12 protein-coding genes and 1 pseudogene are annotated in these 16,431 nt (G+C 69.4%); 4 read left to right on the forward strand and 9 right to left on the reverse strand.

Annotated features, from left to right (window positions below; genetic code table 11):
* Positions 1-29 precede the first annotated feature (29 nt).
* From ACSNN8_RS15290 to ACSNN8_RS15305, 4 genes and pseudogenes are all read right to left on the reverse strand, one after another.
* Positions 30-455 (reverse strand): rhodanese-like domain-containing protein, encoded by a 426-nt coding sequence (locus ACSNN8_RS15290; protein ID WP_436649848.1) that lies wholly within the window; start codon positions 453-455, stop codon positions 30-32.
* Positions 452-1,192, reverse strand: coding sequence for a cysteine dioxygenase (locus ACSNN8_RS15295; RefSeq protein WP_436649849.1), 741 nt, complete (start codon positions 1,190-1,192; stop codon positions 452-454). The genes ACSNN8_RS15290 and ACSNN8_RS15295 overlap by 4 nt, the downstream gene beginning before the upstream one ends.
* 660 nt (positions 1,193-1,852) lie before the next feature.
* Positions 1,853-3,030: pseudogene (locus tag ACSNN8_RS15300) on the reverse strand (ISL3 family transposase).
* A gap of 159 nt (positions 3,031-3,189) precedes the next feature.
* Positions 3,190-4,080 carry a helix-turn-helix domain-containing protein gene (locus ACSNN8_RS15305; RefSeq protein ID WP_436649850.1) on the reverse strand — a complete coding sequence of 297 codons (891 nt, stop codon included), beginning with the start codon at positions 4,078-4,080 and terminating at the stop codon, positions 3,190-3,192.
* Between the two features lie 78 nt (positions 4,081-4,158).
* On the opposite strand from ACSNN8_RS15305, the gene ACSNN8_RS15310 reads away from it, so the two are divergent.
* From ACSNN8_RS15310 to ACSNN8_RS15325, 4 genes are all read left to right on the forward strand, one after another.
* Positions 4,159-5,067, forward strand: coding sequence for an SDR family oxidoreductase (locus tag ACSNN8_RS15310; RefSeq protein WP_436649851.1), 909 nt, complete (start codon positions 4,159-4,161; stop codon positions 5,065-5,067).
* 1,230 nt (positions 5,068-6,297) lie between these two features.
* Positions 6,298-7,419: a neprosin family prolyl endopeptidase gene (locus tag ACSNN8_RS15315; RefSeq protein WP_436649852.1), complete on the forward strand. Its 1,122-nt coding sequence runs from the start codon at positions 6,298-6,300 to the stop codon at positions 7,417-7,419.
* Between the two features lie 154 nt (positions 7,420-7,573).
* Entirely contained in the window at positions 7,574-8,095 is a 522-nt protein-coding gene (locus ACSNN8_RS15320) for a sigma-70 family RNA polymerase sigma factor (RefSeq protein ID WP_436649853.1), read from the forward strand.
* Entirely contained in the window at positions 8,092-8,802 is a 711-nt protein-coding gene (locus ACSNN8_RS15325; RefSeq protein WP_436649854.1) for an anti-sigma factor family protein, read from the forward strand. The genes ACSNN8_RS15320 and ACSNN8_RS15325 overlap by 4 nt, the downstream gene beginning before the upstream one ends.
* A 1-nt stretch (position 8,803) precedes the next feature.
* Here ACSNN8_RS15325 and ACSNN8_RS15330 read toward each other — a convergent pair whose 3' ends face one another.
* The 5 genes from ACSNN8_RS15330 to ACSNN8_RS15350 form a co-directional block, all read right to left on the reverse strand.
* The gene (locus ACSNN8_RS15330; RefSeq protein ID WP_436650731.1) at positions 8,804-9,811 is read right to left on the reverse strand and encodes an ABC transporter permease; all 1,008 of its coding nucleotides are present in this window, start codon (positions 9,809-9,811) and stop codon (positions 8,804-8,806) included.
* Between the two features lie 2 nt (positions 9,812-9,813).
* Positions 9,814-10,782, reverse strand: a complete 969-nt coding sequence (locus ACSNN8_RS15335; RefSeq protein ID WP_436649855.1) for an ABC transporter permease — start codon at positions 10,780-10,782, stop codon at positions 9,814-9,816.
* Positions 10,772-12,292, reverse strand: a complete 1,521-nt coding sequence (locus ACSNN8_RS15340) for a sugar ABC transporter ATP-binding protein (RefSeq protein WP_436649856.1) — start codon at positions 12,290-12,292, stop codon at positions 10,772-10,774. The genes ACSNN8_RS15335 and ACSNN8_RS15340 overlap by 11 nt, the downstream gene beginning before the upstream one ends.
* 61 nt (positions 12,293-12,353) lie before the next feature.
* On the reverse strand, positions 12,354-15,095 hold the full coding sequence (locus tag ACSNN8_RS15345) for an AbfB domain-containing protein (protein WP_436649857.1): 2,742 nt from the start codon (positions 15,093-15,095) through the stop codon (positions 12,354-12,356).
* Positions 15,096-15,227: 132 nt separating this feature from the next.
* Positions 15,228-16,310 (reverse strand): ABC transporter substrate-binding protein, encoded by a 1,083-nt coding sequence (locus tag ACSNN8_RS15350; RefSeq protein WP_436649858.1) that lies wholly within the window; start codon positions 16,308-16,310, stop codon positions 15,228-15,230.
* Positions 16,311-16,431: the final 121 nt, after the last annotated feature.

The raw sequence follows: 16,431 nt of genomic DNA on the forward strand, positions 1-16,431 counted from the left end.
TACCCCCGCCCACCCGGGGCGGGCCGACCCTACCGCGCCGCGGAGATCAGGGGCGAACCCTGCACCGTCGGCAATCCGGCATCGCGCCAAGCCCGGTAGCCGCCCTCCAGGTCGGTCGCCCGCCACAGCCCCAGGTCCTGCAGCGAGGCGGCGGCCAGGCTGCTGGTGTAGCCCTCCTGGCAGGTGACGATGACCTCGAGGTCGTAGCTGCCGGCGAACGGCAGCCGGGCGTCGCTGCGCGGGTCGAGCCGCCACTCGAGGACGTTGCGCTCGATGACGACGGCGCCGGGGATCTCGCCGAACTCGGCGCGCTGCGCGGCCGGCCGGATGTCCACGAGGACGGCGCCACGGCTCAGAGCGGCTTGCGTCTCGTACGGGTCCACGCGGCTCAGCCGGGCGCGGGCGTTGGCCAGGATCTCGTCGATGCCGAGCGACCCCGGCGGGGCCGGCGTCACCACTGGGCACCGGCCCGCTCGACCTCGAGCACCTCGAGGCCCGCCGCGCTGATGCGGTACTTGGTCATCGTGGTGAGCGCCGGACCGTACACGTGGACGCTGACCGCGGGGCGGTTCGACCGGTTGGTCATGCGGTGGATGTGGTGGCTGCCGAAGCGCCGGCCGGCGCCCTCGCCCAGCTCCCGCGACGTGACCCGGGGGGAGCGGCCGGCGCCTCCGACCGGCTCCCAGCGGCCGGCGCCCGCGTCGGCGCCGTACAGACCCGTGTCGCGCCGACCCGCGCCGCGCTGACCGGCGCCCGCGGCGGCGTCGCGCTGACCGGCGTCGCGCTGACCGGCGTCGCGCTGACCGGCGTCGCGCTGAGCGGCGCCCGCGGCGGCGTCGCGCTGACCGGCGTCGCGCTGAGCGGCGCCCGCGGCGACGCCGTACAGACCGGCGCCCGCCTGCAGGGCCTGGTGACCGGTGCGGTGGCCGGAGTCGCCCAGCGCAACCGTGTCCTCGGTGAGCGTGCCGCCGAAGACGTGGAACGCGCCGGCCGATCCGCCGTGGTCGTGCCATTCGGTGCCCTGGCCGGGCAGCCAGGTGAGCAGCCACACCTCGTAGTCGTCCGCGACGTGCAGGCGGTGGTACCAGCGGTCCACGGGGTTGAACCGCGGCGCCACCGGCCACTGCTCGGGTGCGGCGGCGAAGCGCGCGGCGATGGCGAGATGGTCGAGACGGGCGTCGACGACAGTCACGGAAGCTCCTCGCTTTGCATACATTGCCTATCAGTCCTATAGGTTTACCGCCACAGTGTGGTCCAGAATAGCGGGGCTCGCACCCCGGTGGCGGGAAGTCAGCCGAACAGGTTCGCGCGTGGCGTTGCCACGGGGAAGACGCTGATCAGCTGGGACAGCAGGCGCTGGCGCAACGCGCCAGATCGATCGCCAGGTCGGCGACGAGAGGGATGCCCATCCGCTGCATGGTTCACCATGCTGGCGACGCGAACCCGGCTCGTCAAACGCAGTCCAGATGTTGGGAGGCAGGGTGCTGCTCGACCTCCGGTCATGGGCTTCAAGGGTGAACGCGACGCCGGTGGCGACTTGCCGTGGCGAGGCCATGCGGGCCGTCCGGTGACTTCCGCGAGGGCGGTCGTTGCGTGGACGCCGTGTTGGATCACTCGGCGCTGTGCTCGATCAGGTGGAGCGTTCGGTCGACTTTCTCCGGGGTCGCGGAAGTGGTGCTGAAGGTGGCGTCGCGCCGCCTTCGCCGGTTCGCCCTCGAGCGACGTGGGTTGCTCAACACGCACGAGAAGTGCTCACGCCAGAGCGGTACGACCGACTCCCCGTCACGCGACTCGGGTGGTCGCAGCGAAGTTAGCGGCCGGTGTGCTGCGCGCTGAACTGGTGTGCGACTCCTCAGGTTTCCGTGGGTAGCGTGATTGTCACGCCGCCGAGACAGAGGTAGATCATGGCGCTGAGCGCGTCGAGGTTGCGGTAACCGAAGCCGCGGCGTTGGATGAGCCGGATCTTGGCGTTGATGCCTTCGAGCCGTGAGTTGGACAGGCCTAGTTCGACGGCGGCGATGATGGCGTCGAAGTGCTTCTGGATGCGGCGTACGAGGTTGGCGAACGCGGGGATGCGGCTGCGTTTCGCGGCGGTGCACCACCGTTTTAGGTATGACCGGGCATCGGCGGGGTCAACGGTTCGGTAGAGATCGCGTAGTTGTTCTTTCAGTTCCCAGGTGCGCCAGAGGCGGTAGCGGTGTCGGCGTAGGAGCCCGAGGATCCGGTGTTGTTGATCGTCGAGACGTTCTTGGCCGGCCCGGACGATGAACCGGGTGCGGCGCCAGTCACGGCGGCTTGGCATGCCGGCGACGGCGGGGATGTGCGGCGCTTCAGCGCGGTAGACGGACTCGACGACTTCGTTGGTCCACTTGATGACGTGGAACGGGTCGAGCAGACAGTGGCGTTCGGGATCTGCTCGCGGGCGACCGGCTGGTAGACGCTGCTGCCGTCCAGGCTGATCGCTTCGATGTCGGCGGCGCGGTCTGGGCCGAGCGCGGTGAAGAACTCTTCGAACGCGGACTTCGAACGTTGTTTGCCGACCCAGACGACGTTGCCGCTGTCGTGGTCGGCGACGATCGTGAGGAACTTGCGTCCGCGTTTGTAGGAGATTTCGTCCACGCCGATCCGGTAGAGGTTGTTCAAACGGGTGTCGTCGACGTGGTCGGCCACAACTCGGCAGACGATCGCGTCAACGGCTTCCCAGGAGCAGCGCAGGAGTCGGGCGATGCTGGTCTTGTCGGTGCGTTGCGCCAGCCACGCGACCACGTTCTCGAAGTCAGTGGTGTGCCGGGCGCCGGGCCGGGCCCACGGCACCTGCTCGGTGCGGACCCGGCCGCATGACCGGCAGTCCAGGCGGTGAATGTCGGCTTCCAGCCAGACCTGGCAGGCGCCGAAGTCGAGATGGCGCCAGCGACGTCGGGAGGTGTCGTAGCGCGCTTTGGTTGCCCGCGAGCAGGGGCAGACCAGTCGGCGCCGTCGGCGGCGCAGTCCGATCACGATTCCCCGGTCGGTGAACGCCACCGAGTGCACCGAGGTACCCGGTAACTGCAAGATCCGATTGAACGCCGTGGTGAGCCGCGAATTGACCAACGAAAGTCCGGCCAGCGGTCAGGGACGAACCTCGATGGAAAACGACAAGCAGGCGCAGACCGTCTCAGTCCTGTGTCGGGGCGGAGGCTGACGGCTGGCTTATCGGTGGGGCCTACTTTCGGCAGTCGTCGCTGGTGCCTTGGCTTGGCGGGTGGCTGCCCAGCTGGCCAGCAGTCGCAGAGCATCGTCGTCGGCGGAGCCGGCCGGGGCGGTGAAGGCGGTGAGGGTTTGGCCGGGGTCGGCGGGCAGGGGCATGGTTTCGTAGCTGAGGTTCAGGTGGCCGACGACAGGGTGGCGGAACTGTTTGATCCCGGTGCGGTGCTGGCGCACGTCGTGGGCTGCCCAGCGGGTGCGGAAGTCTTCGCTGCGGGTACTGAGCTCGCCGACAAGATCGGTCAAGCCTTTGTCATAGGGGTCGCGGCCGGCTTCGGTGCGCAGCATGGCCACGATGTCGGAGGCGATCCGGTTCCAGTCGATCCAAAAGTCGCGGGCGCGGGGGTCAAGGAAGGCGAAGCGGGCGTGGTTGGCGGGCCGGGCGGCGGCGTCGAACATCGGCGCCAACAGCGCCTCGGCCAGAGGGTTGGCGGCGAGGACGTCACCGCGGCCGTTGTTGACGAACGCCGGGACCTCGGTCATCAGTTCCAGTAAACGCGCCACGCTCGGTCGGACCTGTTGTGCCGGAGGTTTACGGCGGGTGCGGGCGGCGGGGCCGGCGGCGCGGGCCAGGTCGGCCAAGTGCGCCTGTTCGGCCTCGTCGAGTTGCAGGGCCCGGGCGAGGGCGTCCAGGACGCTGTCGGAGGCGCCGGCGAGGTTGCCGCGTTCGAGCTGGGCGTAGTACTCGACGCTGACGCCGGCCAGGTCGGCGACCTCACTACGGCGCAGCCCCGGGACCCGCCGGTTGCGGCTGTAGCTCGTCAGGCCTGCCTGCTCAGGGGTGATCTTGGCGCGGCGGGAGCTGAGGAAGGCTTTCACCTCGTCACGGTTGTCCACGCTTCCCAGGCTAGAACGGATCGGCGGTGTGAAGGGTGGGCTGTCAGTACACCTTCTGGCAGCAACTTCCTCGCGCCCGTGAACAGCGGTTCTCTGGTAATCGGCACCGGACAGCGGTGCCTCGACACGACGGAGAATGACGTGACTGAGAAGAAGGTTCTGCTGATCACCGGCGCCGGGCGTGGCATGGGCGTGGACATCGCGCAGGCGGCACTGGCCGCCGGCTACGCGGTGGTCGCGACCGGCCGGAACCCGGAAACGGTTGAGCAGGCGGTAGGCGCCGCAGATGACCTGCTGACGGTGCGGCTCGACGTGACCGACCCCGCGAGTGCGCAGGCCGCGGTGCAGGCAGCCGTGGACCGGTTCGGTCGCATCGATGTGCTGGTCAACAATGCCGGCAACTTCATCGCTGGGTTCTTCGAAGAGATCACCGCTGAGAACTTCCGGGCCCAGATCGAGACGAACCTGTTCGGCCCGCTGAACGTCACCCGCGCGGTGCTGCCCGTGATGCGCGCCCAAAGGTCCGGGCTGGTCGTGACCATCTCATCGACCGCCGGCATCGTCGGCGGGGAGTTCACCTCGGCGTACGCGGCGTCGAAGTTCGCCCTCGAAGGGTGGATGGAGTCACTGACCCCCGAGGTGGCGCCGTACGGCATCCGCACCATGCTCGTCGAGCCCGGCTTCTTCCGCACCGACCTGCTCACGCCCGAGTCGACCAGCTACGCGCAGCCGAGCATCGACGACTACATCGAACGCACCAAGCAGACCGTCACCGCATGGAACGCTATGAACGGTCAGCAGGGCGGCGACCCCGCCAAACTCGCCACTGCATTGGTCCAGTTCGTCGGCTCCGACGAGCCGCCGCTGCGCTGGGCCGCCGGCGCGGACGCGGTCGCCGCCTTTGAGGACAAGGCCCAGACCCTGATCAAGCAGGCCGATGCCTACCGCGACCTGTCCTCCTCGCTCGCCCACGACGACGCTTCCTGACGCATCGCCATTCACCAGCCGTCGGCCTCACGGCAACGTCTACAGAGCGACTCGATCCGGTTGGCCGAACCTAAACCATGATCAACAAGTAGGACTCGTTCTCGCAAGCATCCCGCGGAGTGATTAGCGAGGTGGCGCTGAGGTGAGCAACATCTGGGGCCCCGTTCTCGCGAACCAATCACCCACACCAACCCGAGTTGTCGCACTGGTGTTCGGCCATGCCGCCTGGGACGTCGCCGGCGGCGCCAGTCGGTGGTCACATCTGTCGTGCTGCGAGTTGAGGAGCCTGCATTCGGGGCTCAGTCGGCGAAGTTTGCCCGTCGAGGCACCACAGTGGCGGGAGTCGAAGCTCGGGCACCGGGCGAGGCGCCGGTAGCCACGACAGGACCCGGCGCCGGCTGGAAAGGCGGCGGCGATCGGAATTCGGCGGTGGCGGTGTGGAGGTCCTCAGGTGCCAGGCGCGGTCGGGGCGGGGTGCTCGGATGCCAGGCGCGCGCAGGGCGGGGTGTTCCGATGCCAGGTGCGGGCGGCGCGGTGTGCTCGGGTGTCAGGCGTGGGCCGGGGCGAGGCGCTCGGATCGCAGGCGTGCGCGGGGCACTCGGATCGCAGGCGTAAGCGGGCGGCGCGCCTGGATCCAACGCGGCGAGGCGGGGCGATCGGACCCGGGCCGGGCGCGCGGCGGCGATAGAGGCCACGGTCGGCGCCGGCCGGGGGGAGAGGCCGCTGTCCGGACGGTCCACAATGATCAAGCGCCATTTCCGGGATAGCGGACACTCCAAGCATGATCAGCATTCGCCGATGGGGATAAATCCGGACACGGGTTGCGGCATTGCACGGCATGCGGGCACGAGCCGCGGGTGACACCAATTCAGCACCGTCACTGCATTCCGGATCTCTTGGCCGGCGCGGCGTCGCGGGAGCGGTCAGCAGGGGCTTCGCACCGAGATCAACAACGCTCCGCGGGGCGTATCTGAAAGAGGCTCGTGCCGGTTAGCCTCTTTCCGAAGAAACTTCGAGTGCGCCGTCCGCAGTCGACTCGACACGCTCAGTCAGGGAAATGCGCCGATGGCTCACCGGATCGGCTCACCGCCTCAGCCGTTAAGGCGGAAATCGCGCTGAGCAGGGGTCGGAGAATCGAGAAAGCTATATGGTGACTCCGCCGCCGAGAACCGGTGTCGGAGGCACCCCTCGCCGCCCCTCCGACTCCCCCCGATCAACGAGGACGGACACGTGTTGAAGTCACGCCGCGGGCTCCTTGCCGCCGGCCTTGCGATTGCCGTGGTCGGCGCCATTGGCGTCACCTCCACGATGAACGCGGGCGCCGAACAGATCGCGAGCCCAGCAGAGGCGAGCGCGACGACGTCGGATGCCGGCTCAGCCACCGACGAGGCTCCTGCTGCCGCCGCGGCAACCGACATCACTCCGCCGCCGGTGCTGCCGTGGGGTGAGAAGCCGAAGCGGATCAAGAGGGGCACCAACGGCGCCAGCAGTTCGACGCTGCGGGCGCAGGGTCTTTCCGCGGCCCTCGCCGACAAGAACAGCTCGTTGGTCCCGCGTCCCAAGTACGGTCCCAAGGGCCGCAGCAGCAAGTCGGGCGTGCTGCGTCGCGAGCCGACCGACGTCGTGCCTCCGAAGCCCGCAAGCGCGAAGGCGGCCGAGCCCGAGTCGGACGTCAACTACATCTACAACCGCGGCACGCAGTACGCCGACAACGCCGGCGTCTACGCCAACATGACGATCGCCAAGCCCGAGCTGGCCAAGACCGACTACCACACGCTGGGCGAGATCGCGCTGCAGTCGGCCGACGGCAAGCAGATCGTCGAGGTGGGCTGGACGGTCGACCGGGTGGTCAACGGCGACGACGACCCGCACCTGTTCGTCTTCCACTGGGTCAACGACGAGCCGGGCTGCTACAACGGCTGCGGCTGGGTGCAGGCCGCCGACAGCATCAACCCGGGCGCGACGCTCACGTACGGCGTGACCAAGCGGTTCGGCATCCAGTACTACAACGACGGCTGGTGGATCGCCTACGACACCCAGTGGATCGGCTACTTCCCCGAGAAGCTGTGGAACAAGGAGGGCATCAGCTTCAACCGCTCCGGCTACGTGCAGGTCTTCGGCGAGGTCGCCACGCCGAGCACCACCCTGACGTGCACGGACATGGGCAACGGCACCGCCCCTAACAAGGAGACCGCGGCGCGGTTCTCGAGCGTCGCGTTCGTCGACGGCCCGGCTGCCGACCTGTTCGTCCGCGCCACCCCGGAGAAGGCTGACTATCAGCCCGCCATGATCCCGAACACGACGCGATCCTTCCGGTACGGCGGACCGGGCAGCGGCAAGTGCGACCAGTGACGCTCGGCATGTGACGCGATGCCCGGCCCCGGCGAGGGGGACCGGGCATCGTCCGTTTCGGCTTCCGGCGAAGAGATCGGCGCGCCCGTCGAACCGAGTTCACCGCCGCGGTGTACAACGTGGTGGCGAGACCGGAGGTCGAGAAGGCGGGCGGATGAAGCGACGGGTGAGCCCCGACGAGGAGCTGATGACCGCGCTCTACACCGAGCACTACGCGGTCCTGCTCAGCTTCGTCCTGCGGTACGTGCACGACCGGCACCGCGCCGAGGATCTCGTGCAGGAGACGTTGCTGCGGGCCTGGAAGCACATCGACCACCTCGACACCGATCCCGGCCGCATCCGGTCCTACCTGCTGACGATCGCCCGCAACGTCGTCACCAACTCCTGGCGGGCCGAGCAGCGCCGGCCCCACCTGGTCGCCGACGACGCCGCGATGAACGCGATGCCTTCGGCCGACAACGTCGACCAGATGGTGGAGGGCTGGCTGGTGGCCGAGGCGCTGGAGCGGCTCTCCGCCGACCACCGCGCCGTGGTGCAGGCCATGTACTACGAGGGGCAGAGCGTCGCCGACGCCGCGCGCCGGCTCTCGGTGCCGGAGGGGACCGTCAAGTCCCGGGCGTACTACGCGGTGCGGGCGCTGCGCACCGTGTTCGAGGAGATGGGGGTGCTGCGGTGAGCACCGGCCACGACGAACTGCACCGCCTGCTCGGCGGCTATCTGCTGGGCGGCCTCGACGAGGCGGACACCGAGCGGCTCGACGCCCACCTGCGCGACTGTGACCGCTGCCGGGAGGAGCTGGACCGGCTGGCCGCGGTGCCCGAGTTGCTGCGCCGGCTGCCCGACGCGGAGCGGGCCGACCCGGGTGCGCCCGCGGAGAAGGTCAGCATGTCGGACCGGCCGAGCCAGGAGAACATCGACGGGCTGCTGCGCCGCATGCGGGCCGAGCGGTCCCGGCAGAGCCGTACGGCAGGTTTCCGCTGGTTGGCCGCGGCGGCAGTGGTGCTGACCGCGGTGGCGATCGGTGTCGGCGTTCTGCGCGGCAACCGTACGGACCGCGAGCCGACGGTGCTGCCGAGCCCGCAGCTGGTGACCGCCCAGTTCGAGCCCGCGCAGGGCAGCGGCATGGCGGGCCAGGCGGTGCTCACCCCCAAGACGTGGGGGGTGTCGGTGGCGCTCGACGTGAGCAAGCTCAGCGGCGCGGGCCCCTTCCACTGCCAGGTGCGGGGCTCCACCGGTCAGGTGGAGCAGGCGATGGTGTGGGGCCCGACGCCGAGCGGCAACGCCAAGGTGATCGGGGCCAGCTCGATCCAGCTGCGCAACGTCAGCCGGATCGAGGTGCAGGACCACGACGGTCAGGTGCTGGGCACCGCCGATCTGCGGTGAATCAGGTGACCCTGCGGAGCCGTACGAGATAGGTCTGTGCCACCACGACCAGCGCCAGGAACGCGCCGCTGATCACCTGCTGCCAGTTGCTGTTGAGGTTGCCGACCTGGTTGATGATGTTCTGGATCACGCCGAGCAGCAGCACGCCCGCGACGGTTCCGGCGATCGTGCCGGCGCCGCCGGTGAGCAGCGTCCCGCCGATCACGACCGCGGCGATCGCGTCGAGCTCCATGCCGGTGCCCAGAACGGTGACGCCGGAGCCGAGCTTGGCCGCGTTGATCGCGCCGGCCAGACCGGCGAGCAGGCCGGACAGCACGTAGACCCAGACCTTCGTACGGCGCACCGGCACACCCATGAGGCTGGCCGCGTCCTCGCTGCCGCCCACGGCGTAGACCGAGCTGCCGAAGCGCGTACGGGCCAGCACCAGCATGCCGACGACGACGAGCACGGCGGCCAGCCACACCGGGTAGCCGATGTCGAGGAACGAGCCGGTGCCCAGCTTGCGCAACGCGTCGTCCTCGACCAGGTAGGTGTTCGAGCCCTCGGAGCTGATCGCCCGCATGAGCCCGCGCGCGCCCAGCAGGGCCGCCAGCGTCACGATGAACGGCGCCATCCGGGTGTACGCGATGAGCAGCCCGTTGACCACGCCGATGGCGCCGCAGACGGCGAGCGGAAGCGCGAACGCGGCCAGGATGCCGTACTGCGAAGCCCACGCGGCCAGCACGCCGCCGAGCACGTAGAGCGAGCCCACGGACAGGTCGATGCCGCCGGTGATGATGACGAACGTCATGCCGAGCGCGATGAGCATCGGCGGCGCGGCCGCGATCAGGATCGTGGCGGCGTTGTCGAGGCTGCGGAAGTTGGGGAAGCTCGCCAGCGCGATCAGCGCCACGACGACGAGCACGGCGAGGGCGCCCTGCCGCTGGATGGTGCCGACGATGCGGTCGGTCCGTTCGGCCTTGCGGACGTCCTCGGCGACGATCGCCGGAGGGTCCGAGACGACTCCCATGGTCACCGGGTCTTCCTCTCTCGGGCCACGTACACCGCGACCAGGATGATCACGGCCTGGACCATCTCGGTGGTGGACGGCTGAAGGTTGTGCTTGATCATCGTGGCGATCACCAGCTGCATGAGGATCGCGCCGGCCACGGTGCCCAGCACGCGCACCTTGCCGCCGGTGAGCGGGGTGCCGCCGACGACCACGGCGGTGATCGCGGAGAGCTCGATCAGCAGGCCGACCGCCGAGGCGTCGCTGGACTGGATGCGGGCCACCGACAGCAGGCCGGCGATCGACGCGAGCACGGAGCACACCACGTAGACGGTGATGAGCACCCGCTTGACCGGCAGGCCGGCCAGCTCGGTCGCCGGGCGGTTGCCGCCGACCGCGAGCAGGCGCCGGCCGAAGACGGTGCGGCGCACGACGAACGCCACCACGAGCACCAGCAGCGCGGCGATCCAGACCAGCACGGGGATGCCGAGCAGGTCGCCCGAGCCCAGGTAGAGGAAGTTCGGGTCGCGGATGTCCTTGAGCTGGCCCTCGCTGATCACCACGGCGAGGCCGCGCCCGCCGACGAACAGGGCCAGCGTCGCGACGATGGGTTGCAGGCCGACCCGGGCGACGAGCACGCCGTTGATGAGGCCGACGACCACGCCCGCGATCAGCGACACGAGGATCGCGGCGACCACCCCGTACCCGAGATAGAGCGGGATGAAGGCGGCGGCCAGCGCCATCACCGAGCCGACCGAGAGGTCGATGCCCTCGGTGCCGATCACCAGCGCCATGCCGAGCGCCACGATGACGATCGGCGCCACCTGGATCAGCTGGATGCGCAGGTTGCTCCAGGTCAGGAAGTACGGCGTGAAGAAGATGTTGTAGAGGACCAGCAGGACGATGGCGGCGTAGACGCCGTACTTGGGCAGCCAGGCCTTGAGCCGGGCGGTGTCGAAGGCGGGCCGGGCGGCCACCGTTTCAGTGCTCACGGGTGTCCTTAGCGATCGTGGACATCAGGTCCTCGGTGGTGACTTCGGCGCCGGTCAGGTTGCCGACCACGACGCCGTCGCGGAGCACCACCACCCGGTCCGAGCCCTCGACCAGCTCCTCGGCGTCCGACGAGACCAGCACGACGCCGAGTCCCTCGGCGGCCAGCTCGTCGATCAGCGACTGCACCTCGGCCTTGGCGCCGACGTCGATGCCGCGGGTCGGCTCGTCGAGCAGCAGCACCTTGGGGTTCGTCGCGAGCAGCCGGGCCAGCAGCACCTTCTGCTGGTTGCCGCCGGAGAGGTCGCCGACCGCCTGGTCGGGGCTCGACGCCTTGATCCGCAGCCGCTTCATGTAGCCGTCGACGATCTCGTCGATCCTCGAGTCGGACACGAGGCCCATCTTGGACACGCGGGGCAGCACGGCCAGCGCGATGTTCTCACGCACCGACAGGCCGGGGACGATCCCCTCGGCCTTGCGGTCCTCGGGCTGCACCGCGACGCCGGCGCGCACCGCGCGCTCGGGGGTCGGCTTCTTGAGCGGCTTGCCGTCCACCTGGATGTCGCCGCTGTCGAGGTGGTACGCGCCGCCGATCGCCTTGACGGTCTCGCTGCGCCCGGCGCCGAGCAGGCCGCCCAGCCCGACGACCTCGCCGGGCCGGACGTCGAAGCTGACGTCGTGCAGCTTGTGCCGGCTGTTCAGCTCGCGCACGCGCAGCACGGGCGCGGCCTCGGCGTCGCCGGTCGCGGACCCGGAGAAGGCGGTCGCGCCCTCCCGGCGTACCTCGGCCATGTCGCGGCCGAGCATGAGCGACACCAGCTTGATCCGTTCCAGGTCGGCGAGCTTGCCGGTGTGCACCAGCTTGCCGTCGCGCAGGATCGTGACCGCGTCGCAGATCTCGTACAGCTCGTCCATCCGGTGGCTGACGTAGATGATGCCGATGCCCTTGGCGTGCAGGTCGCGGATCACGCCGAACAGCGTCTGCACCTCGCGGGGCTCGAGCGAGGAGGTGGGCTCGTCCATGATGACGACCTTGGCGTCGATCATGACGGCCCGGGCCAGCGCGACCATCTGCTGCGCGCCGAGCGCCAGCGTGCCGAGCTGGCGGCGGACGTCCGTGGTGACGCCGTAGTCGGCGAGGATCTTGCGGGCCTCGCGGTCCATCCGCTTGCGGTCGATCATGCCCAGGGCGTTGCGCGGCTCGCGACCGAGGAAGAGGTTCTGCGCCACGCTCATCAGCGGGACGAGGTTGACCTCCTGATAGATGGTCGAGATGCCGGCGCGCTGGGCGTCCATGGGGGTGGCGAACTGCACCGGCTGGTCCTGGTAGCGGATCTCGCCGCCGTCGGGGCGGTAGACGCCGGTCAGCACCTTGATCAATGTGGACTTGCCGGCGCCGTTCTCACCGACCAGCGCGTGCACCTCGCCCGGGTTGAGCGTGAAGGTGACCCCGTCGAGGGCGCGCACGCCCGGAAATATCTTCGAGACGTCGACGACTTCGAGCAACGCCATGCAGTTCTCCTTCGGTGCCGGGACGGGTGGCAGGGGCGCCACCCGGCCCGGCGGTTCCTCGCTACCCCAGCGGGGTCGCGTTGTTCCAAGTCGCGTCGGCGTTGTAGCTGCCGGCGCTGTCCCACGTGTTGCCACCGCCGTTGGTGGCGATGTAGACGGCCTCCGCGTGATGCCGCCAGTAGTAGCCGGGATAGTTGATCGATTCCAGTGAAACGGTGCCCGTCCCGCCGTTCAGGCCGGGCTGGGCGCAAAATGTGGCGTCCTGGGCGAACACCGCGCTGCCGTCGTTGCCCGCCTTCTGCAGCCGGTATCCGGCGTGCCGCAGGTACTGGCCCGGGTAGTTGACCGACTCGAACGTGTAGCAGCTGGTGTCGGCCAGGCCGGTCCGCACGGTGAACGTGGCGTCCTGCCGGTCGGTGAGCGGGCTCGACGCGGTGGTCACGTCGGTGCGCGCGAGACCGTCACGGTGCCGCAGGTATCGGGTGTCGAAGCCGGCGGTGGTGACCCGGAACGACCGGTTCTGCCCGGCGGTCAGGTCGGCGCCGCTGCGCCACAGCGGCGCGCCGACGGCCCAGGTGGCGTCGTCGTTGAACGACCCGCCGGTGCTCGCCTCGACCCACACCTGCTCGGCGCGGTGGCGCAGGTAGCGGCCGGGGAAGTTGGCCGACTCGAGCGACGTGCCGCCGCCGGAGAGGCCGGGGCGGGCGCAGAACGTGGCGTCCCCGGCGAACGAGCCGCCGGTGTTCGCCTCGCGGTAGACCCGGGAGTCGCGGTGCCGCAGGTACTGGCCGGGGAAGTTGCGCGACTCGAACGAGTAGCAGGACGCGTTGGACAGGCCGGGACGCACCCAGTAGGTGGCGTCCTGCCGGTCGGTCGTCGAACTGGCCGTCGTCAGCACGTCGGTGCGCGCGGCGCCGGCCGAGTGCCGCAGGTAACGGTTGGTGTAGCCGGGCGTGGTCACCCGCAGCGAGGCGAGCCGGTTGACCGGGAGCGTGGATCCGCTCGCCGCGCCGAGCACCCGCAGGTTGACCTCCCGCACCCGGGCGAAGTCCATCTTGCGGACCTGCCGGTCGTACGTGAAGAAGCCGTTGAGCTCCTCCTCGACGTCGGTGGGCTCGGTGTAGACGGAGCCGGACAGCCCGTTGCCGTTGATCAGATCGACGAGCCGGCCGGTGACCTGCACGTAGCGGTTGGTCAGCGCGGTGGAGTCGGGCAGCCACTCGTACGCGAACTTGCCGGCGGTCGGCCACTCGTGTCCCGGCGAGCGCAGGCCCAGCCCGCCGTACTCGCCGTTGACCGCGAAGCGGGTGGCTGTCGGCGGCCGCGAGATGCCCGGGCCGACGTACACGTGGTCGTCGATGACGTCGCCGTTGCCCGGGTCGGGGTCGGAGTCGCAGCAGTTGGAGCCGGAGTTGTGGTTGACCATGCGGGTCGGGTCCCAGCTCTTCACCAGGTCGGCGATGCGGCCGGCGTCGTACTCGCCCCAGCCCTCGTTGAACGGCACCCACTGCACGATCGAGGTGATGCCCTTGTGCTCGTCGACGAGCTCGCGCAGCTCCTTCTCGAAGCGGGTGCGCCCGGCCGCCGACGGCTCGCGGCCGCTGGCCAGCGCTGGCATGTCCTGCCAGACCATCAGACCGAGGCGGTCGGCCCAGTAGAACCAGCGGTCGCTCTCGACCTTGATGTGCTTGCGGACCATGGTGAAGCCGAGCGCCTTCTGCTGCTCCAGGTCGAAGCGCAGCGCCGCGTCGGTGGGCGCGGTCGAGATGCCGTCCGGCCAATAACCCTGGTCGAGCGTGCCCAGCTGGAAGACGAACTTGCCGTTGAGCGTCGGCCGCAGCACGCCGCCGAGCATCGCCTTGCCGAGCGAGCGCATGCCGAAGTAGCCGCCCACCGTGTCACCGCTGGCGAGCGTGACGCGCAGGTCGTACAGGAAGGGGTCGTCGGGTGTCCACAGGTGGGCGTTCGGGACCGGGATGCGCAACGACGAGCCGACCGTGCCGGTGGCCGAGCCGACGACCGTGCCGCCCGAGAGCACCTGCGCGGTGACCTGCTGGCCGCTCGCGTTGGCGGCCTGCACCACCAGGTCGAGACCGCCGGCGCCCACGTTGGGCGTGGTGTCGAGGCGGGTGATGCGCGCGGGGTTGGTCGGCTCGAGCCAGACGGTCTGCCAGATGCCGGAGTACGGCGTGTACCAGATGCCGCCGCGGTTGAGGCGCTGCTTGCCGACCGGGATGTCCTGGCTGTCGGTGGGGTCCCAGACGCCGACGATGATCTCGTTGCTGCCGGCCCGCAGCGCGCCGGTGATGTCGTACGAGAACTTGTCGTAGCCGCCCTCGTGGGTGCCCAGCAGCGTGCCGTTGACCCACACCTTCGACTGCCAGTCGACCGCGCCGAAGTTGAGCTGCACGTTGCGGCCCGACCATCCGGAAGGGACGGTGAACGTGCGCCGGTAGTACGAGTAGTCCTGCCGCCGCATGATCCCCGACAGCGCGCTCTCGACCGGGTACGGCACGAGGATCTCCTCGCCGAGGTTCTGGCCCGTCGGCGGAGTGTTCAGGTTGGACGCTCCCGCGAACTGCCAGATGCCGTTGAGACTCTGCCAGTCGGCGCGGGTGAGCTGGGGGCGGGGGTACTCGGGGAGGGGGTTCGTCGTGCTGACCTGGCCGGTCCAGGGGGTGGTCAGCGGCGGCGTCCTGGGGGTGAATGCCGCGGCCGGTCCGGCTGTCGCCACGACCGTGCCGGCCGTGGCGGTCAGGGCCGCGACCACGAGGGCCGACAACCTTCGGGGATGTGCAGTCACGTTCTCTCTCCTTCGAAGAAGTGAGCCGTGCGGGGACGCACACATATTGACGTGAACGCACACGTGTCAGCAATAGACAGGCATCGATACGACCGGCGGCGCCGCGCCGGGCGCGGCGCCGCCGGACTGTCCTCAGTAGGCGCTGCCGAGGTCCGCCTTGGCGTTGTCCTCGCCGTACTGCCGGTCCTGGATGATGATGTCCTGGCCGACCGGCTCACCCGCGAAGAACTTCGTCGCCGTCTCGAAGGCGAGCGGGCCGAACCGCGGGTTCGACTCGATGACCGCCGACGCCCAGCCGTCGACGATGGCCTGCACCGCGCCCTTCGTGCCGTCGATCGACACGATCTTCACGTCACCGGCCTTCTTGCCGGCGCCCTTGAGGGCCGTGACGGCGCCGAGCGCCATCTCGTCGTTCTCCCCATAGATGCCGTTGATGTCGGGGGTCGACTGCAGCAGCTGCTCGGTGACTTTCTGCCCTTCCTCGCGGGCGAAGTTGCCCGTCTGTTCGAAGACCACCTTGATGTCGGGCGCGACCTTGGCGATCTCCTCCTTGAAACCGCTGGTCCGCAGCGTGGTCACGTTGTTGCCGGGGGAGCCCAGCAGGATCGCGACCTTGCCCTTGTTGCCCATGGCCTTGGCCATCTCCTGGGCGGCCCGGCGGCCCTGCTCCTCGAAGTCGGAGCCGATGAAGGTCAGGTAGTCCTTGCAGGGGGTGGCGTTGATCTTCCGGTCGATCGTGATGATCGGAACCTTCTTGGCCGACGCCTTGGCGAAGACGGAGTCCCAGCCGTCGGAGTTCAGCGGCGCGATGACCAGCAGCTGCACGCCCGAGTCGATCATCTGCTCGACGTCGCTGATCTGCTTGTTGAACTGCGAGTTGGCGTTCGTGGTCGTGAGGTTGGTGATGCCCAGCTTCGCCGCCTCGTCCTTGATGGACTGGGTCTCGGCGATGCGGAACGGGTTCGCCTCCTTCTCCGACTGGGAGAAGCCGACCTTCGCGGTCTTCAGATCGACCTTGGTGCCGCCGTACTGCTGCAGGGTGCAGGTCGGGCCGTCCGTGCCGGCGGACTGCACCACCTGGGCGCCGGCCGAGGCGGGGGTGCCGCTCGAGGCCGACTCGCCGCTGTCCTCGGACTTGGCGCAAGCGCTGGTGAAGAGAAGGGCCGCACCGAGAATCGCGGCCGCCGGCCGCCAACGGCCGGAAGAAACGCCCATGACAGAGCTCCTTTAGCGGTGGATGTGACATCGGGGAGTAACCACCTGGAAACACATTCACGCACTATCGAACTTTTTCTGTCAAGACATGGGCGCGCAGTCGCGCAGGAACGCACGCGAC

It is taken from the genome of Actinoplanes sp. URMC 104 (assembly GCF_051386375.1).
Lineage (GTDB): Bacteria > Actinomycetota > Actinomycetes > Mycobacteriales > Micromonosporaceae > Actinoplanes.